Raw genomic sequence first — 20,124 nt, forward strand, 5'->3', positions numbered from 1 at the left:
CAATGCTCGCAAGTGTTGTCATCGCGTGCTACAAGCATGAGCAGTATCTTGAGGAATGCCTTGAGACCGTCTATCAACAGACGTTTGCCGACATCGAGCTCGTCATCGTAGACGACAATTCGCCGGACAAGAGTTTTGAAGTCGCGCAGAGGGTCCTCAAGAAGAGGTCGTTCGGAAAGCGCTTTGTTTCCTGCAAGCTGCTCAAGAACCCTCAAAATCTTGGCGCCCACTACACCTGGAACAGGGCATTATCGCTGACGAACGGCGACATGATTTTCCTTTTGAATTCGGACGATGCCTTTTCCAAGGATCGGGTTCGGCTGTTCGCGGATAAGCATGCAAATGATCGGCTGTTCTTCGGCTTCTCGGCGGTTGAGCCAATCGACGAACATGGAAAGTCGATCAGCAACTTCCAGTTTCCAACGCGCCTGCGCTATGCGATCGATCGGGCCCAGATCGCAGGTGCGCCGTTGTCGTGGACATTTCTGGATTCTCAGATCGCGGCATCGACCGGAAACTTTGTCTTCAGCCGTGAACTGCTGCGGCAGGTGGGTTGGCTTGCCGATCTCAAATACTGCCATGACTGGGACTTTGCGTTGCGCGCGGTAACCAAGGTCGAGCCGACCTATCTCGAGACCGACCGCTATCTGTACCGACTTCATTCAACCAACAGTTTCCGAAGTCTGAGCAAGGTGGCAGAGAGCGAGACAAAGGCTTGCATGATGTCGTATTGCCTGAATGCAATCGCGTCACGGCCTCAGAACAAGACCTGCCTCAGTCCGTCGAATTTCGGCGATTCATTCTATGACTTCGTGAAGCTGCACCCGAACTTCAACTATTGGGTGAAGCAGATCTACGCGCCCTATCATGTAGAACACCGGACGGTGGAGTCGAACGATCGGACCCGGCCGGTTCGCTGGCGCTGATCGAGCAATGCAAGGCCAGCCTTGTCCGTTCCGACACAATCGGAACGGGGCCTTGATTGGGATGGAGACCGAGCGATTGCTTCATCGCTTCGTCGGCTGGGAGCCTGGCGTCCGATCGAATTGCGCCGACGAGAGGTCTGGAGCGTGCCGCAGCCGCAGCAGGGTGCTGGAACTCAAAAAGCTGAACGCGCCGGGCGGGAGGCTTGCGGATAACGATGTCAAAAGCATCGTTCTTGTAAGCCCGAACGACTAGCGGACTGCTTCATTCCCGTCGTCCATCGGCGATCTCCGATCGTTCCGGTCCCGTGACGCGGTTTTCGTGCAAATGACGTCGAGCCCCTTGCTCTATTGTATTGATTTTCCTCGAAATAACCTTACAAGAGTTAATTGTGAGCGCCGCGTGTTATAGCCTTATTCTTGTAGGATATGTGCGCTAATAGGGAATTCGTGGTGCGAACCAATGTTAATAGCTTGTTGATCTCGTGGAGCGGCTCAGGTTGGACATGGAAATTCCAGCATTGTCTAGTTTCAGCTCAGGCGTGAATCTCGATACGCTTCCAGCAAGTGAGATCGAGACAAGGCTTAGAGATTTCTTTTCCGGGCGGATCGCAAATCCGAAGCCCGACGAGCTGATCCAATCGGTCAAGCAGTTGGAGCAGCAATTCGGTGATTACAAGGAATTCCAGTTTGCAAAGGCGGCGGCGCTTGTGCAGGCATGCGATTTCGCCGGAGCGCGTGGAATCCTTCTCGACCTCGTCAAGCAGATGCCATCCGACTCGCGGGTGTTGCATCGCCTGGCAATCGCGGCCCTCAATATGGGGTCCGCCCATGAAGCGCAGGATGTCTATCTTGCCGCGCTCATTGCGGCCCCGAAAAGTGAAAATCTGCGGCGAGAGTTTGCCGGCCTCCTGCGCGTGATGGAGGCCAAGAAGCTCTACGCCGGGGTCGATCGGAAGAAGCACGGCTTGGCGGTGGTGTGCGCCATCAAGAACGAAGGCGACGATCTGCTGGAATGGCTACACTTCCACAAACTGGTCGGCGTTGATCACTTCTACCTCTACGACAACGGCAGCACTGATGATACTCGTGCCGTGATCGAGTCCTTCCCGTGGCCGGAAATGATCACCTATCATTTCGTGGAAGGGGAATTCGGCCAGATGCGCGCGTTCTCGCATGCGATCGACAGCTACCGCAATTGTGCCGAATGGTGCGCCTTCATCGATGCCGATGAGTATCTGTTTCCGACGCAGGCCGGCAACATCAAGGACGTCTTGACCGAGCTCGGGCCGGCGCCGGCGGTGGCGGTGCATTGGTTGAACTTCGGGTCGAACGGTCACGACGCGAGGCCGGCCGGTCTGTGCATCGAATCTTTCACGCGTCGTGCTCCGGACGATTTCCCGGATCATTTCATCATGAAGTCAATCGTGCGGCCTGACACCATCGTGTCCTATCTGCATCCCCATCAATCGCTTGTCTTGGGTTGCTACGTTCACGAGGACGGCGCGCCCGTCTTCCCGATCGGCGGGCGCTGCACTGCTCCGAAGCGGAACAAGCTCGTGATCAATCACTACTACACGAAGTCGCGGCAGCAATTGCTGAAGAAGCGTGAGCGGGGCAGGCCGCTCGGCGATGGAGATCCTGAAAAGATCCGCGCAATGGAATTCTTCACGTTGCGCGATCGCAACGATGTCGAAGACGCCACGATCCAGAGGTTTCTTCCGGAGCTGAAGAAACTGGTTCAGGGCTGAATTCAAGGGAACAGCGATGTCCTCGCTGGAGGAGGGCGCGCCAGGCGGCGCGCCCGATCGTGTGCTTGAAGTGATTCTTGATCGCCGCGATCGGCTACTCTGGCCGCAGCGATCGGCTACAGCGGTTCCAGCCGGTATTTCGCAAGCAACTGCTGTGCGGCGACGAGATCAATCTCTGCCGGCCTTTGGAAGATCGACATGTTGTTGGCGCGCGCGATTTCGCGAGCGACCGTCCGCACCGAATGGTAGTGGGGACGATTCTCGAAGTCGTGAATTGCGATGAAGGCTCCCGGTGCGGCGTGAAGCACGCACTGTACGAAGCAAGCCACGCGAAACCGGCCGTCAACGAAATACAGGTCGGCGGTCTTGCTTTCCGGACGCTCCCAGACACGTTCGTGATACTCGGGCCACGAGCGCTCCTTGTCCTTTTCCACGGGATAACCCCACTCGCGCAGCTTGCCGATATCGACGTGCAGCAGCAAAGGCTTGGTGCTCGCGTCGCCCGTGGCGTCGGCAACGTTGGCGAGCCATTCCGCGGAGGAATCGATGGAAATGACCCACTCCTTCTTGGTTTGACAGGCCAGCCAAGTGCTTCCTCCCGAGCCAAATTCCAGATACCGCGTCGAGAGGTCCACGAAACTTTTGAACAGTGTCAGTTCCTGACCGTCCATTGCGATGTTCATGACGGGATTCCGTGGTTTCTCGAGTTGTTGTCTGGCGGGTGGCTGCCAATCCACCGTCGGAAGGCGGTCGCGGCTCGTCAAGCAGCGATGATATCTGGTTGAGTCGTCATCGCGCTTCTCGACGTCCTGTTGGCGGCCATCCACGCCGGTGATTGGAAAGATCGGCGACTACTGGTTCAGGCCGACGCGCTCCACCTTGTAGCCGCCCTCCAGGATGGCGCGCCACCAGGGTTGCTCGTCGACATACCAGCGCACGGTCTTGGCGATGCCGGTCTCGAAATTCTCCTCGGCGCGCCAGCCGAGCTCGGTTTCGAGCTTGGTGGCGTCGATGGCATAGCGGCGGTCGTGGCCGGGCCGGTCGGCGACGAAATTGATCAGCTGGCGGCGCGGGCCTGCCGCGGCCGGCACGACCTCGTCGAGCAGGTCGCAGATGCTCTCGACCACGTGCAGGTTGGTGCGCTCGTTGCGGCCGCCGACATTGTAGGTCTCGCCGACCTCGCCGCGCTCCAGCACCAGCGTCAGCGCCTTGGCGTGATCCTCGACGAACAGCCAGTCGCGGATGTTCTTGCCGTCGCCATAGACCGGCAGTGGCTCGCCGGCGAGCCCCTTGATGATCATGTGCGGGATCAGCTTTTCGGGGAAGTGATAGGGGCCGTAATTGTTGGAGCAGTTGGTCACCAGGGTCGGCAGCTCGTAGGTCTCGCGCCAGGCCCGCACCAGGTGATCGGACGATGCCTTGCTGGCCGAATAGGGCGAGTTCGGCGCATATGCCGTGGTCTCGGTGAACAGCCCTTCGTCGCCGAGCGAACCGAACACCTCGTCGGTCGAGATATGCAGGAAGCGGAACCGGTCGCGCTTCTCGGGCGAGAGCGAACGCCAGTGGCGCAGCGTCTCCTGCAGGATCGTGAAGGTGCCGACGATGTTGGTCTGGATGAATTCGCCGGGGCCGTCGATCGAGCGGTCGACATGGCTTTCCGCGGCAAGGTTCATCACCGCATCGGGCTGATATTTCTCGAACAGCCGGCGCAGGTTCTGCGCCTCGCAGATGCAGGCCTTCTCGAAGGTGTAGTTCAGGCTTTCGGCGGCACGGGGCAGCGAGGCCAGGTTTGCCGCATAGGTCAGCTTGTCGATGTTGACGACGCGGGCGTGGGTGTCGCGCAGCAGGTGGCGGACCACGGCGGAGCCGATGAAGCCGGCGCCGCCGGTGACGAAGATCGTCGATCCCTTAAACCGCATGTTTGAATACCTCCGCCGCGCGCGGCTCGCCGTGGAATGAGCGGTAGACCGACAGCAGGTACTCGCCGTAGCTGCTCTTGGCGGTCTTCTGTGCGACCCTCGCGAACGCCTCGAGCGAGATGTAGCCCTGGCGCAGCGCGATCTCCTCGGGGCAGGCGATGCGCAGGCCCTGGCGCTGCTCCAGGATCTGGACGAAATGGCTGGCCTCGACCAGCGAGGAATGGGTGCCGGTGTCGAGCCAGGCAAAGCCGCGGCCGAGCACCTCGACATAGAGGTCGCCGCGTTCGAGATAGGCCTTGTTGACGTCGGTGATCTCGATCTCGCCGCGCGGGGATGGCCTGATACCGGCCGCTATGTCGACCACATCATTGTCGTAGAAGTAGAGGCCGGTGACCGCGACGTTGGATTTCGGCCGCTTCGGCTTCTCCTCGATCGAGAGCGCCCGGCCGGTGCCGTCCAGCTCGATCACGCCGTACTGTTCAGGCGCGTTCACGACATAGCCGAACACGGTGGCGCCTTTCTTGCGGATCGAGGCGGACGACAGCATGCTCGGCAGGCCGTGGCCATAGAAAATGTTATCCCCTAACACAAGGGCAACGGAGTCATCACCGATGAAGTCGCGTCCGACGATGAAGGCGTCGGCAAGACCCCGCGGGGTCTCCTGCGTGGCATAGGCGAACCGGACACCCATCTCGCTGCCATCGCCAAGCAAGCGCTGGAACAGCGGCTTGTCCTGCGGCGTGGAAATGATCAGGATATCGCGGATTCCGCCCAGCATCAGCGTCGACAGCGGATAGTAGATCATCGGCTTGTCGAACACGGGCAGCAGTTGCTTGGAGACGACTGTCGTCACCGGATAGAGGCGCGAGCCGGTGCCACCGGCAAGGATAATGCCTTTCATGGTCCCTCACAATTTGACTATCAGAACATAACATATAGCGTGCGCTGCACAAGTTTGTTATGAGAAGGAAATTAACATTTCAAGCGCGTCAAACTGGAACAAATGTTAGATGAACGTCATCAAGACCGAGCTTCCTGAAGTCCTGATCGTCGAGCCGAAGCTGTTCGGCGACCAGCGCGGCTTCTTCCTCGAGACCTACCAGTCTCCGCGTTATGTCGAGCACGGCATCACGCGTCCGTTCGTGCAGGACAACATGTCCCGCTCGGCCTATGGCGTGCTACGCGGGCTGCATCTGCAAAACCCGGTCACCCAGGGCAAACTCGTCTCCGTGCTGCGCGGCAAGGTGCTGGACGTTGCCGTCGACGTGCGCGTCGGCAGTCCGAATTTCGGCAAGCATGTCGCGGTCGAATTGAGCGAGGAGAACCGCCGGCAATTATGGGTGCCGCGCGGCTTCGCCCACGGCTTCGTGGTGCTCTCGGAAACCGCCGACTTCTTCTACAAGTGCGACGATTTCTACAGCCCTAAGGACGAGCTCTCGATCCGGTGGAATGATCCCGCGATCGGGATCAAGTGGGGCGTCGACAAGCCACAGCTGTCGGCCAAGGATGCGGACGCGCCGCTCCTTGCCGACGCCAGCAACCTTCCGACCTATGGACAAATCTGATGCGGATCTTGTTGACGGGAACACGCGGCCAGGTTGGCAGTGCGCTCAAGCCTTTGCTGGAGAGCCACGGCACGATCATCGCGCCGCCCACCGCGGAGTTCGATCTGTCGAAGCCGGAGATGCTGACGAGCCAGCTTGAGAGTCTGAAGCCCGATCTCATCATCAATCCGGCGGCCTATACCGCCGTGGATCGCGCCGAGGACGAGCGTGAGCTGGCGTTCCTGGTTAACGCGAAGGGACCTGAAGCGATCGCCAAATGGGCTGCAGCGAACGGCGTGCCGCTGGTGCATTTCTCCACGGACTACGTCTTCAATGGTTCGGGCGACAGGCCGTGGCGCGAGGACAGCCCGACCGAACCGCTGTCGGTCTACGGCGCCAGCAAGCTTGCCGGCGATGTCGCGATCCAGGCGGCGGGCGGGGCGCATCTGATCGCGCGCACCTCATGGGTTTATGCCGCAAAGGGCACGAATTTCCTGCGCACCATTGCGCGGCTCGCCGGTGAGCGTAAGGAGCTGCGGATCGTGGCCGATCAGATCGGTGCGCCGACCACGGCATCAGCGATCGCCGGTGCGGTCGCCGGCATCGTCCTGCCGAACCTCACCACGTTGCACGATCAGCTCGCGCGCCGGGGCGGTGTCGTCAATCTCGTCTGCGCCGGCGAAACCAGCTGGCATGGCTTCGCAACCGCCATTGTCGGCGGGCTGAGGTCCCGCGGGGTCACGCTGGCGGTCGAGAACATCGCTCCGATCGCAGCGGCCGAATTCCCGACCAAGGCGATGCGTCCGGGCAATTCGCGGCTGGATCTGTCGCGGCTGAAGGCGCAGTTCGGCGTGGCGATGCCGACCTGGCAGGAAGCGCTGGCGCGCGAACTGGATGCGTTTGTCCAGCTCGGCGCGCCCGCCCACGCTTAGGGCCGCTTCGGAAGCGGATGCCGGTGCGCGTGAAGAAAACGCGTCAGACAAGAAAAGAGCCTTGGTTCTGATTTGATCAGAACCAAGGCTCCAGGATTGAACGGGCCGGCGGCTATCGTTGCCAGGCGCGAGCGCTCAGCGCGGCCGACCGATGCTGTCGTAGGTGAAGCCGTGCGCGGCCATCTCGTCCGGACGGTAGATGTTGCGCAGGTCGACGACGACCGGATGCTTCATCTCCTGCTTGATGCGCTTGAGATCGAGCGCGCGGAACTGGCGCCACTCGGTCACGATCACCAGCGCATCGGCCTGGCGCGCGCATTCATAGGCATCCTTGCAGTACTCGATCTCAGGCAATTCCTTGCGCGCCTGCTCCATGCCAATGGGATCGTAGGCACGAACCTTGGCGCCGAAGTCGATCAGGCCGTTGATCAGCGGGATCGAGGGCGCCTCGCGCATGTCGTCCGTGTCGGGCTTGAAGGTCAGGCCGAGCACGCCGATGGTCTTGCCGCGCAGCTCGCCGCCGAGCACGTTGGCGACCTTGCGCGCCATCGCGCGCTTGCGGTTGTCGTTCGCGGTCAGCGTGGCCTCGACGATTTTCAGCTGGACGTCGTGGTCGAGCGCGGTCTTGAACAGCGCACGGGTGTCCTTCGGGAAGCAGGAACCGCCATAGCCGGCGCCGGCATGCAGGAACTTGGTTCCAATCCGGTTGTCGAGCCCGATGCCGCGCGCGACCTCCTGCACGTTCGCCCCGACCCTCTCGGAGAGATCGGCGATCTCGTTGATGAAGGTGATCTTGGTGGCAAGGAAGGCATTCGCGGCGTATTTGATCAATTCCGCCGTGCGTCGCGCGGTATAGAGGATCGGCGCCTGGTTCAGATAGAGCGGACGATAGACTTCGCCCATCACCCTCTTGGCCCGGTCGTCCTCGGTGCCGACGACGATGCGGTCGGGATGGCGGAAATCCTGGATTGCGGCGCCTTCGCGGAGGAATTCGGGGTTCGACGCAACGGCGAAATCGGCGTCGGGATTGGTTTCGCGGATCAGGCGTTCAACCTCGTCGCCGGTGCCCACGGGCACGGTCGACTTGGTCACCACCACGGTGAACTTCTTGAGCGCCGCGCCGATCTCCTTGGCAGCAGCATAGACGTAGCTCAGGTCCGCATGGCCGTCGCCGCGCCGCGAGGGCGTTCCGACAGCGATGAACACGGCATCGGCGTCCGCGACGGCGCCCGCGAGCTCCGTCGTGAAGGTCAGCCGTCCAGCCGCGGCGTTGGTGTCGACGAGCTTATCGAGGTCAGTTTCGTAGATCGGGATCTTGCCGCGCTTCAGGGCTTCGATCTTGCCGGCGTCCTTGTCGACGCAAACGACCTGATGGCCGAAATCGGCAAAACACGCTCCGGACACGAGACCTACATATCCCGTTCCAACCATTGCAATCTTCATGAATCCGCTCGTCGATCAGTGTGGAGAGGAGGAGTTAACACTAGCACAATTGGCGCCGACAACGCCAAGTTTTATAACGCATAGTTTGTGTTGGAGGTCGGCGGCTTTTTGTGCAAACGGTGATCGCCCCAGTGCAGCTGAGCGCCCGCTAGTCACCTCGGGCGCACCATGGACACATTCTCAACTTGAAATCGACCGACATTCGAGCTGCCGTTTGAGGGTGGACATGAGCATGAAGACAATTAGCAAGCAGAAGCCCTCAGGAGCTGAATACGCGTCGTTGCAAACGCGGTTCTCCAGATCCGATCACACGACGTTTTCCGGGTTTGTCTATGATCGCGCCGATCTCGGCCGGCGTTACACTGTCGACCTGCTCGTCGACGGCGAGCCATACATGTCATCATTGTGTGACGAGTTCGTAACAGAGCTTGCCGACGCCGGGATCGGCGACGCTCGATTTGGCTTTACGTTCAACGTGCAGGATCAGGTCAGCGCGAACGCCGGGATCATTGAGGCAAGGCTGGCAAATATCGGCAGTCCCGTCGGTGCTCCGATTCGTTGCGATGTCGCTGCGCCGGAAGCGCGGTGGCACCGGATCGGCGATATCGAGTGGGTCGGAGGTCTGCGCTTCGAAGGCTGGCTTGCTCAGGACATCGACGAGGACATCGAAATCCTGATCGCGCAACGCCCGGTGATGACCGTGAAGCCGACCGGGTGGACCAACGTTGCGCGGGGCGGCGAGTTCGGCGTAGGCCGCCGGATCGATTTTCATCTGCCCGAGCATTTTGCGGACGGTCGCATGCGCGGACTATCCGCGCGGACGATTTCGGGACGGAGCCTGATCTCGGAGCCGATTTCCTTCGTCGCTTTCGATCGCGGATTGGAGCAAACGCTCGCGGATCTCGGGCGCTGGGATAGCGAGCGGCTTCGTGGAGAGCTGTTCGACCGAGTGTTGCCGGCCTCGATGCCGTTTCACGCCTATCGCGGCTGGAAAGAGCGCTTCTCGCCGACGACACAATCTGAACAGTCTGATGTTGTATCCGAGGCGGCAGTCGTCCTGATCGGCGATGTCAGGGTGGACGAGAGCATCGAAAGCCTCGAAGCCCAACGGCACTCCGCTTGGTCGGCGGTGTCCCTGCCGGCGCGAGCGTTCAGTCAATTCGATCCGATGGCAGCGCGCGAGTTTGTCGACGGCGATGCCGCTGGCAGTGCGTTCTTTGTGTTTTGTCTGAGCGGAACGATCCTCGCGGAAGACGCCTTGCAGCGCTTCGCCGATCTCTTCGCGTCCGAGCCCGGCTGCGATCTCGTCTATGGCGACGTCGAGGTCGCTGCAGGCGCCGGCGCAGTCTGGCCGCTGGCGTTCTCCGCATTCGATCTCGAGCGCGCGCTCGAGCAGGGCTATGGGGCGTATTGTTTTGCAGTGCGCCGGGAGCGTGCCGTGGAAGCGCTGCGATCGGCGACGTCGCTCTACGACATCTTCCTTTGCTGCGCGGAGCCGGATCGAACCTATCATCTTCCGGGATCGATTGCGGCATTGCCGCGGATTGATGCATCGGCCGCAACCTCCGAACTGGTCGCCGCGAGCAAGGCGTATTTTGCCAGAGCCGGCATCGAGGCCAATGTCGAGCCTCGGAAAGCGGGTCTTCTTCCGGCTGTTCAGGTCAAGCGCGCCGTCGATTGGAGCGAGCGCACCACCATCATCATCCCGACCAGAAATCGCGCCGAGCTGCTCAAGCGATGCATCGAGACGGTCATGCCGGCAGCAAATGAGACGAACGCCCGGATCCTTGTCGTCGACAACAGCTCGACCGAGCCGGAAACGCTGGACTATCTGGACAGCCTGTCGGCGCAGGAAATCGACGTCATCTCGGTCGAGGGGCCCTTCAACTTCGCATTCATCAACAACGCCGCCGTCGCTTGCGTCGACACGGAGAACATCTGCTTTCTCAACAATGACGTCGAGGCGCTCGACGACAGTTGGTTGGCGGAGATGCTGTGGCGGCTCGCGGCTCCCGACGTCGGAGCCGTCGGTGCAAAGCTGCTCTGGCCGAGCAGCGTCGTGCAGCACGGCGGAGTGGTGCTGGGAGCCAATTTCTCGGCCGCGCACGCCTTCAACGACCGGATGGATGGTGATCCCGGCTATGGCGATTTGCTTCAGGTGGCGCACGAATGTTCGGCGGTGACGGGGGCGTGCCTCCTGATGCGCAAGCGCGATTTCGTGGCCGTCGGCGGCATGGACGAGATCCGCTTTCCGATCAGCTTCAACGATATCGATTTGTGCCTGAAGCTGCGCCAGCTCGGAAAGCGGATCGTGTTCACGCCGGACGCGAAACTCGTTCATCTGGAATCGGCAAGCCGCGGTCGCGATTCCGCGCCGGATCGCAGGGCACGCTTCAGGCGCGAGCTGTCGATCCTGCGCGCGAAATGGGGCGAGGTGCTGCTCGACGATCCCTATTACAGCCCACTGCTGGGGCTGGATTCGACGCCGTTCTCCTCGCTTGCATGGCCGCCGCGATCATGGAAGCCGCGTGCCAACCTGCCGCCGGTGTCGACCGCTCCTCCGATCGGGTTGTAGCAGGACGTCATCGACCGCCCAGTCGCGTACGGCAGCAATCGTTGCATCGGCATCAAAGCCTGGCTGCAGCTGCAGGTCCGTGCTTCGGCCACGTCCCGGACGAGTTGGGCTCCATTCCGTCACGGCGATCGGCAGGCCGGTTGCCAGCAGCGCGTCCACCAACGGATGGCCAAACGCCGGTTTGCCGATGTCGAGAACCAATTTCGTGATGCCGTGACCTTCGATGAGCGTGGCGACGTCGTCGACGACAATATCGCCGGTGACGATGACATTGGTGCGCTGCATCAGCTTGAGATCGTCGAGGGTACTTCCCAGCACGATGATCTCGACGTCTTGGTCGGCGTCGGCCAGTTGATCGCTCAACGCTCGTATGAAGCGAAATTCCGCGGCGTTGGCGTGCAGGACCAGCAGGCCGAGACGCGCGGGGCCGCTCGCGGCGGGATACAGCGCCGGCGGCGCGGGCGGGTCGCTCAGCCTCACGGCTTGCAGGCCGAGAACCCCTTCCGAAAAGGCCGCGCCGTGGTCATCGATCGCAGTCACGCGCCGCGCCCCGGCGACCAGGCTTGCCCAGTCCGGATGAACGCCTGATCCAACCGCCGCGCGCGTTGCAAGCGCGGTGTCGGTGATCAGGAGGTCGTAGGCAAAGTGTTGCGTGAGCTGCGCCAGACATGCGCCGGGAATGCGGTTCGGCTCTGCGATCTCGAGCGATCGGATTCCGAGATCGGCGAGAGACTTCAGAAGAGCTTCGCGGCCCTCAGGCGTCGCAACGTCGAGTACGATCGACTGCGGCGCTCCGCCATCCGGATCGAACATCGCAGCCAGCTGGCGTTGTCCCTCGGAGCGGATCTGCACGACCACACCGTGCTGATCCTCTGCCGCCAACTGCCGGCAGCGCCTGATGGCAATTGCGCGGCCGGCGAACGAGCCGCACAGGATGACGGATGGGCCGATGGCGACCTGCTGGTTCGTGAGCAGCTTGAGCTCAAGCGCGGCCCGGCAATCGCGGAGCGGATCGGCAAGCAGGAATGCGGCGCAGTCCGTCGCATAGCGCCGGTAACGGTGTTCGAGAACGCGAAGATTTCGCATCACGAGCGAACGCTTCTCGCCCAGAAACGAGCGCGAACCCTCGTGTCCGACGAAAACCGAAGGAATGCAGACGTTGCGGAAGCCCGCCTCCGCCGCGCGCAGGCAGAAGTCGACGTCTTCGAGATAGCCGCGATAGAAGTCGTCGGAGAGCTCGCGCACGGCGTCGAGGCATTCGCGGGTAATGTAGAGGCAGAACCCGATGCCGTTGGGGATGTCGATGGCAATCCCGGAATTTGCCCCGCCTGCAAGTTCATCCAGCAATTCGATTTCGCCGGCCGCGGGCAGGGGATTTGACCGGTTCGGGACTGGAAAGCTGGTGTATTCGCCGTTGTTCGACAGCGGGGTCGCCGTGCCTACCCGCCGCGTCGCTTGCACGGCGCTGCGCAAGCGTTGCAGCGCGTATTTCGGCACGATCGTGTCCGAGTTCAGCAGCACGACGTCGCCGGCGCCGGTCTCGCCGAGCGCCCGGTTGACCGCGCCGACAAAGCCAAGATTGTGCTCGTTGGTCAGGAGCCTGATGCGGAATTCGGCGGCGAGCTCATTGAGCAGGTGCTTGATGTCGGGCTCGGGCGACGCATCATCCACGACGACGATGGTCGAGCCCGGCGTGCAGGCGAGCGCATTCAACGCGCTGTCGATGCAGGCTCGCGTTGCGGCCAGATCCCGGTATACCGGGATGATGATGGTGAGCGGAGGAGGTTCGCCGTTTCGAAGGCGAGCCGGCCGGCGTGGTGCGGTCCGATGATCCGGAACGCGGTTGGCCGGGAGTTGAACACTTGCGATCACCCGGTCCGCCTGCGTGATCTGCAGGCGCTGCGAGGTCGCGGACGCGGGCCGGATCAGACGGAAGCTCGCAGCCTGTCGCCCGTCACGCGCGAATCTGTGGCGTGGATCGGCGGGAAGCTGGATCGTGCTGGATTGATCCGCCTGCGCCAGCGAAAGGTGCGGGTCGTCCGGCCCGCGCCACGTCACCCATCCCTTCACCTCTTCATCGAGAAAGTCGATGCGGGCGCAGCTGTCCTGGCCGCTCTGTTCGAGCAGAAGGAGGGCGCTCCTGACCGAATCCGGATCGTCATCACGCCGCGTGACGCTTCGCGCCGCCTCGATCTGCTGAAGGTCGTCGCCCCAAGCCATCATTCGCCGGGCAGCGACCAGATCGTCCGGCTCGAGCTCGAGCGCCCTCGCCACGCTGGCGATGGCCGCATCCCTGAGATCGAGATGAAACAGCGCTTCCGCGCGCAGCAGATGGGCGCGAGCGCCCGGATGCGGCAGGATCCGGCAGCGGCGGTCGGCGAGCGCGAACGCCAGGCGGAAATCACGCGCCTCGAGCGCCCCGACAGCGGCCCGCTCGAGATCGACGTGGTGGAGCGTTTTGGACGTAAAGGCGATCCTGCGCGCGTCGGCGGTCAAGTGGCGCCCTTATCTGCCCGCATGGTCAGCCTGCCGTCTTGACGGCGCCCTGCCGGCTCCGGAACACGCGCACCCGTCCCTCGAGGCGGGGTCCGTCCTGGTGCGGCATTGGAGTGGCGGGTTCGACGCGCCGCGGCTGCTGGGGCGCGAGCGGGGCTGCCTGCACCCGGCGCTCCTCGAGGTTGAGCTTGAGGCCCACCAGCGGTTCCCGTCCGGAAGGACCCGACACCACAATCCGGTTCCCGGTGACCCGCAGGGTCGGAGCCCCCAGGAAGATGGTTTCAGCCGCGATGGCGTAGCGATCCGCGCCGGGACCCGAGGCTTCCAGCGAGAACCCCGTGATGGCCAATGCGCGTCCCCGGGTTCCGGCAAAAGTTCCGAGAGGAACGAACTGGTTGTCGCCGCGCTGCGGCCTGGCGAACTTGACGGCATATTGCAGCTGGAGATCCCGCGGCTTGTTGGGCCATTCGAGGGAAATTCCCTCGATCCGGGCCGGAGCGGACGGTCCGGCAATCCAGACATTCGAGCCGACGGTCACGTCGCCCAGGCCCGCGACATGCGCGAGCAGCTTGAGGTCGCTCAACTCGCCGGGGCCGGCCTCCGGCTCGAACATGTCGAATGGCTGGCTGGCCGGCTGCTCAGCCGGCTGTCCCTGGGTCAGCGGCTCGATCTTGATATTGGCGGCGGTCGACCCGCCGACGCGTCCTGCGGTGACCTCGACGATCAGGCGGCTCGGCCGGGCGACCGACACGACCAGCGCGGTCTCGGGCGCGAACAGGGTTCCATTGACCACGTCCGGTCCGGTAATGATATTACAATTGTTAAGGCTGGCGCGATCCGCGTATACGCGCACCACCGGAGGTGACACCTTATCATCTGCGCCATTGTACCGAACCAGGAAGAGACCCCGTGCCAGATCAATGGTTTTCTGCTGAATCTGTTCGTTCATTGTCGCCTGCGAGCCTAACGGAATGATTGATAAGTCTCCCGCAGTGTGCCCCAAAAATCTGTGTGATAGAAGGGGGCTTAATGTTAATCCGGCAAGATAGTTTTACTCGCCAATCGATGACATACCGCCGGTGATGATGCAGACCCTGACCCCAATCGAAGACCGCGCGGCCGGGGGGCGCGCTCGCCCGCCAATGAACGTCCTGTTCGTCCACAATAACTTTCCGGCCCAGTACCGCCACATTGCGCGCGCGCTCGCAGAGCAGCCCGGCAACAGGGTCGTTGCCGTCGGTTCGTCGACCGCCAGCACGACGCCGGATATCCGGCTGCTCAAATATTCGACGACCAAGACGGATTCCGCGGTCGTCCATCCGTTTGCCCGGCGCTTTGATGTCGAATCGCGGCGTGCCGAAGAGGTTCTGTATGCGCTGTCGTCGCTGTCGGGGCAGGGCTTCGTGCCCGACCTGATCTTCGCGCATCCCGGTTGGGGCGAGACGCTGCCGCTGCGCACGATGTTTCCGCGCGCGCGGATCATCCTTTATTGCGAATTCTACTACGGTGCCGAGGGCAGGGACGTCGGCTTCGATCCCGAGTTTCCCATGACGGGCCTTGATGGCAACGTCGCACTCCATCTGAAGAATGCGACCACGCTGCTGGCGCTCACGGAATGCGATACGGGCGTCTCGCCGACGCCCTGGCAGAGGTCGACCTTTCCCGCCGAGTTTCAAAGCAAGATCGAGGTGATCCACGAGGGCGTCGACACCGACGAGGTGAAGCCCAATCCCGTCGCGCGGTTTCAGCTTCCGAACGGCGCGACGCTGTCGGCGGACGACGAAGTGATCACCTACGTCTCGCGCAACCTCGAGCCGGTGCGCGGATTCCATATCTTCATGCGGTCCCTGCCGAGGATCCTCGCCGCGCGGCCGAATGCGCAGGTCGTGATCGTCGGCGGCAGCGGGACATCCTACGGGGCGAATCCACCCAAGGGCTCGAGCTGGAAGTCGATGTTCCTCGACGAAATCAAGTCGGACATCGACCTGCGCCGGGTGCATTTCCTCGGCCGGATTCCTCGGGAACCGTATCTCGAGCTGCTGCAGATTTCCTCGGTGCACGTCTATCTGACCTATCCCTTCGTGCTGTCGTGGTCGCTGCTGGAGGCGATGAGCGCGGGATGTGCGGTGGTGGCATCCGACACCGCCCCGCTTCGGGATATCATCTCGGACGGCAACGGCCTGCTGGTGCCGTTTTTTGATATTGATGCGCTGTCGGATCAGGTACTCTCGGTGCTGTCACGGCCCAAGGCCTTCAAGAAGATGCGGATGAAGGCGCGCAGCTTCGTGCGGGACAATTACGACGCAAGGCGGGTCTGTCTGCCCCGGATGCTGACGCTCGTTGATGAAGGTGTCCTCCCGCGCACGTACGGGGGATAACGCCAGGAGTTTGCGATGCCGCTTGTCATCTCGGTTGCCCAGCGCAAGGGCGGAGTCGGAAAGACGACCCTTGCGGTCTTGCTCGCCGCAGAACTGGATCGGCGCACGGGCGTGGTCGGACTGGTCGACGCCGACTCGCAGGCGTCCGCGTGTCACTGGGCCGAGCCCGGCAATCTGTCGTTCCCCGTCTACCAGCTTGATCCGGAAACCCGGCCGGTCGCCGAATGGGCCAAGCTGATGCGCCAGATTCCGCATCAGATCATCGTGGTGGACTCCGCGCCGAACGATCGGGTGCTGGGCGCGGTGCTCGCGGTCGCCAATATCGTGCTGATGCCGTGCACGCCGTCCGGCCTTGACATCGAGGCCACCGCGCGGACGCTCGACATCGTGCGGGAAGTGCGCGCCACGCGGCGAACCGCGCTCCGTGCCATGATCGTGCCGAATCGCGTCGACCAGCGCACGCTCGAAGGCCAGCAGCTGATCGAGGAGCTTGATACGCTCGACGAGGAGATCGGGCCGATGATCGGCAGCCGCTCGGCCTATGTGCGCGCCGTCGCCTTGGGGCAATCGGTCGCCGATTTCGCCGGCGGGACGCCCGCGGATCTCGAGATCAAGATGCTCGCCGATCTCGTCATGAGCTGGTGCGGGATCGCGCCCAGGCAGCGGGTGGCGATTTAACAGAGCGCGCCGGCGGCTTCACGACAGGCCAACCATGCCGGCATGGGAACGAAAGAGTTCGGGCCGCAACCGGCCCTTCACCTGACGGCGGCGCCCCGCAGGCTTGGTTAACGGATTGCTCGCGCACACCCTCGCATTTGAAACAAATGCCACCGCGCGCTTGAGCCCAAGCTCAAGACATTTCCCGTACATGCTTCCCGTCACTGTGGGGAGTGAAGAATGTACAACGTCAAGAGAGTGATGGCCCTGGTTCTGGCCGTCCTTGCGCTCGGGACAAGCGCACAGAACACCCAGGCTGGAATGGTCGGCTTCCCGCTGCCGCTGCGTGGCGTGATCGAGAAGATCCGCTTCAGCGAGCCGACGCTGGCTCCGATGGCCTACACCATGTTCTGCATGCGCTATGCCGACGAGTGCAAGCCGAAAGCCCGCGCCCGGATGGTGTTCCGCGGCGGCGCCACACGCCTGACCAAGCAACGCATCGCCGACCTGATCGAGGTCAACGCATCGGTCAATCGCAGCATCGTGCCACAGCGCAACGAACGCGGCCTTGCCGGCGAGGAATGGTTGATCAATCCGGCGCGCGGCGATTGCAATGACTACGCGGTCAGCAAGCGCCACGAGCTGCTGGCGCGCGGCTGGCCGATGCGCGACCTTCTGCTGAGCGAGGTTGTGACCTCTTCCGGCGAGCATCATCTCGTGCTGGTGGTCCGCGCCAAGGGTGGAGACATCGTGCTCGACAATCTGAATGCGCAGATCCGCAGCTGGTCGCAGGCGCGTTATCGTTGGGTCAGGATGCAGACCCCGGCGAACCCCGACCACTGGGCTGGCGTCGCGCAGGCCGGCGCCTGAATTCCTGAACGAGCCCCATCGTTCGAAAATGGCGCAGCGAGACATTTAGCCGCGCCATTTTTCGTAGCTGCGACGATCGCCAGCGCGCCGCGGCGACATTGCCGGAACGATTGGAGGCATCGACGGTTGACCCCGGTTCAACCCATCGAGGCATCGACATGAAGCTGGCCGGCCTTGTCACAACAGCGGCGCTGGTCGTCGCCCTAGCCACGCCGGTGCTTGCACAGGGCACCGGGCAGACCACGCAGGGCACAACGCGCTATTCGATCGATGGACCAGGCGGTGGTGTTCCGACATCGCGGCCGCTGGCGACCCAGCCGGTCCCGCCGGCAACACCGGCTTACCCCTATGGCAGAGCGTCGCGGCACGGGCCGCCGGTCGGTCAACGGACCAACGTGCCGCTGGGGTCGCGCTGACCGTCGCTTCGGCTGCAAATCCGTTCAGTCTTAACGCTATTCCCATCGTCATTTTGCCGCCTCGGACGGAATGTCGTACCGATGCGATCACTGCGCCGGTTGAGGCGCGGGATTGGTTCGCGCAGGGCGAAATTTTCAGATGGCGAGCAGGGGTTCAATCCTGATCACGGGTGGCGCGGGATACATCGGATCCCATTGCGCCAAGGCGGTTGCCGAGGCCGGGTTTCTGCCGGCCGTCTACGACAATTTGTCCACCGGTCACCGTGATTTCGTGCGATGGGGGCCGCTCGTGATCGGCGACGTCGCCGACCACGACAAGATCGCCGCTACCATCCGAGAGCACAATGCGCTCGCCGTGATGCATTTCGCCGCGTTCAGTGCGGTCGGCGAGTCCGTGGCGGATCCGCAGAAATACTTCACCAATAACGTTGCCGGCACGCTCGGCCTGCTGCGCGGCATGCGGGAGGCGGGTTGCGACCGCCTGGTGTTCTCCAGCACCGGCGCGGTCTATGGCAACGCCGGCCGCGATCCAATTCCCGAGAGTGCCGCAGGTCCGACCGTCAATCCCTACGGCCGCTCCAAATTCATGATCGAGCAGATCCTGGCCGACTACCGCGCGGCCTATCGGTTCAACTCGGTCTGTCTGCGCTATTTCAATGCCTGCGGCGCCGACGCCTCCGTCACCATCGGCGAACTCCGCGATCCCGAGACGCATCTGATTCCGCGCGCGCTGATGGCGCTGCTGGGGCACGTGCCGGACTTTGCCATCTTCGGCGAAGGCTATGACACGCCTGACGGCACCGCGGTGCGCGACTACATCCATGTCGATGACCTCGCGAGCGCCCATATCGCGGCGCTCGAGCTGCTGCTGAGTGGCGACGCCGGCGGCGTGTTCAATCTCGGCACCGGCACCGGCTATTCGGTGCGCCAGGTGCTCGACGCGATCCGGGCCGAGACCGGTGAAGCGGTGCCGAGCGTGGTGCGCGAGCGCCGGGCCGGCGATCCGCCGATCCTGGTGGCCGATCCCTCCAGGTCGGAGCGCGGCCTCGGCTTCAAGGCCAGCCGGTCCGATCTCGGCTACATCATTCGCTCGGCCTGGGCCTGGCATCAGAAGGCGCATCCGCGCCGGCGGTAGAGCATGATCCGGAAAAGTGCGAAGCGGTTTTCCGACAAGATCATGCTCAAATAACGATCAAGCCGCGAGAGGCTCAGTTCAATGTGATGTAGTGCTGTTCGGCCAGCCGCGAGAGGAACGGCATGTCGACAAGGCTTGCCACCAGGAAGACGGCGACCAGCGCCAGCACGAGCAGCATCAGGCCACGCTCGCCATAGAGCTTCTCGGGTTTCTGCGCCGACGACCCCGGCGACGTCGACATCGAGAAGTAGGTGGTGAACAGCATCACCACCAGCGGCATCGCAAGGACATACTCGATGCGGTACTTCACCAGGAACACCGAGAGGAAGAACACCGAGAACAGCGAATAGCTGAGGCACGAGGCCGTCAGCGACACCTCGGTATAGTGCGCGAAGCTAGCGCGGTAGCGCGCCAGAAGCTCCTTGCCATGGGACGCGGCAATCTCGCGATATTCGGACAGCCGCTTGGCCGCCATCAGGAACGCGCCGCCAAACCAGTAGCACAGGATCACCGAGCCCGGCGGCAGGGAGGTCGGATCGATCATCGCCCAGCCGATCAACAGCCGCAGCGGATTGTTGACGGATTCCGAGATGACGTCGAAATAGGCCTTGTCCTTGCTCCGGAGCGGCGGGACATTGTAGGCGATGCCCTGCACGGCGAAGATGCCGGTTGCGAACAGCATCAGGCGGCTGCTCGCAGATGCGCAGACGAGGCCGAGCGCGACCAGCAGCAGCCACTCGATTCCGATGATCTTGCCGTCCATCGCGCTCTGCACCGCGGAGCGCCGCGATTTGGTCGGGTGATGCCGGTCGAAGTCGCGGTCGAACCATTCATTGATCACATAATTGGCCGACGCGATGCAGATCGCGGCCACGAGGCCGAGGACGATCGCGCTTGCGATATGCTCGCCTCTCGGGCCACGCAACAGCCAGGCGAGGACAATCCCGGGAACGATGAAGATGTGCTTGGTGCTGTGATCGAGCCGCAGGATGGCGAGATACTGCCGGATGCTTGCGGCCGGCGGCTTGCCGGCTTCGACCTTGCTGTCCATCAGCGCCATCGCGCGGTCCTTTTTCTGTCGTCGT

At 62.6% G+C, this 20,124-nt stretch carries 18 protein-coding genes; 11 read left to right on the forward strand and 7 right to left on the reverse strand.

Features of this window, described 5'->3' with window-relative positions; all coding sequences use genetic code 11:
• The first annotated feature begins 2 nt into the window (after positions 1-2).
• Entirely contained in the window at positions 3-926 is a 924-nt protein-coding gene (locus ACZBJS_RS05935) for a glycosyltransferase family 2 protein (protein WP_168856486.1), read from the forward strand.
• A 503-nt stretch (positions 927-1,429) separates the two neighbouring features.
• Positions 1,430-2,674, forward strand: coding sequence for a glycosyltransferase family 92 protein (locus tag ACZBJS_RS05940; RefSeq protein ID WP_057020235.1), 1,245 nt, complete (start codon positions 1,430-1,432; stop codon positions 2,672-2,674).
• Positions 2,675-2,790: 116 nt separating this feature from the next.
• Here the strand turns inward: ACZBJS_RS05940 and ACZBJS_RS05945 are convergent, their stop codons facing one another.
• From ACZBJS_RS05945 to rfbA, 3 genes are all read right to left on the reverse strand, one after another.
• Positions 2,791-3,357: a hypothetical protein gene (locus ACZBJS_RS05945; protein WP_225161215.1), complete on the reverse strand. Its 567-nt coding sequence runs from the start codon at positions 3,355-3,357 to the stop codon at positions 2,791-2,793.
• 168 nt (positions 3,358-3,525) lie between these two features.
• The gene (gene rfbB / locus ACZBJS_RS05950) at positions 3,526-4,593 is read right to left on the reverse strand and encodes a dTDP-glucose 4,6-dehydratase (protein ID WP_057020236.1); all 1,068 of its coding nucleotides are present in this window, start codon (positions 4,591-4,593) and stop codon (positions 3,526-3,528) included.
• The gene (gene rfbA / locus ACZBJS_RS05955; protein WP_018270712.1) at positions 4,583-5,494 is read right to left on the reverse strand and encodes a glucose-1-phosphate thymidylyltransferase RfbA; all 912 of its coding nucleotides are present in this window, start codon (positions 5,492-5,494) and stop codon (positions 4,583-4,585) included. Before rfbA ends, rfbB begins: the two co-directional genes overlap by 11 nt.
• 109 nt (positions 5,495-5,603) lie before the next feature.
• Between rfbA and rfbC the strand changes: the two genes are divergently transcribed.
• Both rfbC and rfbD read left to right on the forward strand, forming a co-directional pair.
• The gene (rfbC, locus tag ACZBJS_RS05960; RefSeq protein ID WP_028331576.1) at positions 5,604-6,158 is read left to right on the forward strand and encodes a dTDP-4-dehydrorhamnose 3,5-epimerase; all 555 of its coding nucleotides are present in this window, start codon (positions 5,604-5,606) and stop codon (positions 6,156-6,158) included.
• Positions 6,158-7,069: a dTDP-4-dehydrorhamnose reductase gene (gene rfbD, locus ACZBJS_RS05965; RefSeq protein WP_076833270.1), complete on the forward strand. Its 912-nt coding sequence runs from the start codon at positions 6,158-6,160 to the stop codon at positions 7,067-7,069. The genes rfbC and rfbD overlap by 1 nt, the downstream gene beginning before the upstream one ends.
• A 135-nt stretch (positions 7,070-7,204) precedes the next feature.
• Here rfbD and ACZBJS_RS05970 read toward each other — a convergent pair whose 3' ends face one another.
• Entirely contained in the window at positions 7,205-8,512 is a 1,308-nt protein-coding gene (locus ACZBJS_RS05970; RefSeq protein ID WP_057020237.1) for a UDP-glucose dehydrogenase family protein, read from the reverse strand.
• Between ACZBJS_RS05970 and ACZBJS_RS05975 the strand changes: the two genes are divergently transcribed.
• Positions 8,511-11,087 carry a glycosyltransferase family 2 protein gene (locus ACZBJS_RS05975; protein ID WP_463438515.1) on the forward strand — a complete coding sequence of 859 codons (2,577 nt, stop codon included), beginning with the start codon at positions 8,511-8,513 and terminating at the stop codon, positions 11,085-11,087. The genes ACZBJS_RS05970 and ACZBJS_RS05975 overlap by 2 nt on opposite strands.
• On the opposite strand, the gene ACZBJS_RS05980 is transcribed toward ACZBJS_RS05975, so the two are convergent.
• On the reverse strand, positions 11,028-12,959 hold the full coding sequence (locus ACZBJS_RS05980) for a glycosyltransferase family 2 protein (protein WP_463438548.1): 1,932 nt from the start codon (positions 12,957-12,959) through the stop codon (positions 11,028-11,030). The two genes, ACZBJS_RS05975 and ACZBJS_RS05980, sit on opposite strands and share 60 nt — an antisense overlap.
• Here ACZBJS_RS05980 and ACZBJS_RS05985 point away from each other — a divergent pair.
• Positions 12,915-13,625 carry a hypothetical protein gene (locus ACZBJS_RS05985; RefSeq protein ID WP_463438550.1) on the forward strand — a complete coding sequence of 237 codons (711 nt, stop codon included), beginning with the start codon at positions 12,915-12,917 and terminating at the stop codon, positions 13,623-13,625. The genes ACZBJS_RS05980 and ACZBJS_RS05985 overlap by 45 nt on opposite strands.
• On the opposite strand, the gene ACZBJS_RS05990 is transcribed toward ACZBJS_RS05985, so the two are convergent.
• Entirely contained in the window at positions 13,609-14,532 is a 924-nt protein-coding gene (locus ACZBJS_RS05990; protein ID WP_463438516.1) for a hypothetical protein, read from the reverse strand. The two genes, ACZBJS_RS05985 and ACZBJS_RS05990, sit on opposite strands and share 17 nt — an antisense overlap.
• Positions 14,533-14,725: 193 nt before the next feature.
• Between ACZBJS_RS05990 and ACZBJS_RS05995 the strand changes: the two genes are divergently transcribed.
• The 5 genes from ACZBJS_RS05995 (at position 14,726) to galE (ending at position 19,039) form a co-directional block, all read left to right on the forward strand.
• A complete protein-coding gene (locus ACZBJS_RS05995) occupies positions 14,726-15,961 on the forward strand; it encodes a glycosyltransferase family 4 protein (RefSeq protein ID WP_456860373.1) in 1,236 nt (411 codons plus the stop codon).
• A 15-nt stretch (positions 15,962-15,976) separates the two neighbouring features.
• Positions 15,977-16,639, forward strand: a complete 663-nt coding sequence (locus ACZBJS_RS06000; RefSeq protein WP_028345280.1) for a ParA family protein — start codon at positions 15,977-15,979, stop codon at positions 16,637-16,639.
• A 219-nt stretch (positions 16,640-16,858) separates the two neighbouring features.
• Entirely contained in the window at positions 16,859-17,488 is a 630-nt protein-coding gene (locus tag ACZBJS_RS06005) for a transglutaminase-like cysteine peptidase (RefSeq protein ID WP_225161207.1), read from the forward strand.
• A gap of 158 nt (positions 17,489-17,646) precedes the next feature.
• Complete coding sequence (locus tag ACZBJS_RS06010; RefSeq protein WP_463438517.1) at positions 17,647-17,904, forward strand: hypothetical protein; 258 nt, start codon at positions 17,647-17,649, stop codon at positions 17,902-17,904.
• A 139-nt stretch (positions 17,905-18,043) separates the two neighbouring features.
• Positions 18,044-19,039, forward strand: coding sequence for a UDP-glucose 4-epimerase GalE (gene galE, locus ACZBJS_RS06015; protein ID WP_463438518.1), 996 nt, complete (start codon positions 18,044-18,046; stop codon positions 19,037-19,039).
• A 73-nt stretch (positions 19,040-19,112) separates the two neighbouring features.
• Here the strand turns inward: galE and ACZBJS_RS06020 are convergent, their stop codons facing one another.
• Positions 19,113-20,099, reverse strand: coding sequence for a UbiA family prenyltransferase (locus ACZBJS_RS06020; RefSeq protein WP_463438519.1), 987 nt, complete (start codon positions 20,097-20,099; stop codon positions 19,113-19,115).
• Between the last annotated feature and the right edge of the window lie 25 nt (positions 20,100-20,124).

Source organism: Bradyrhizobium sp. KZN70725 (assembly GCF_055264925.1).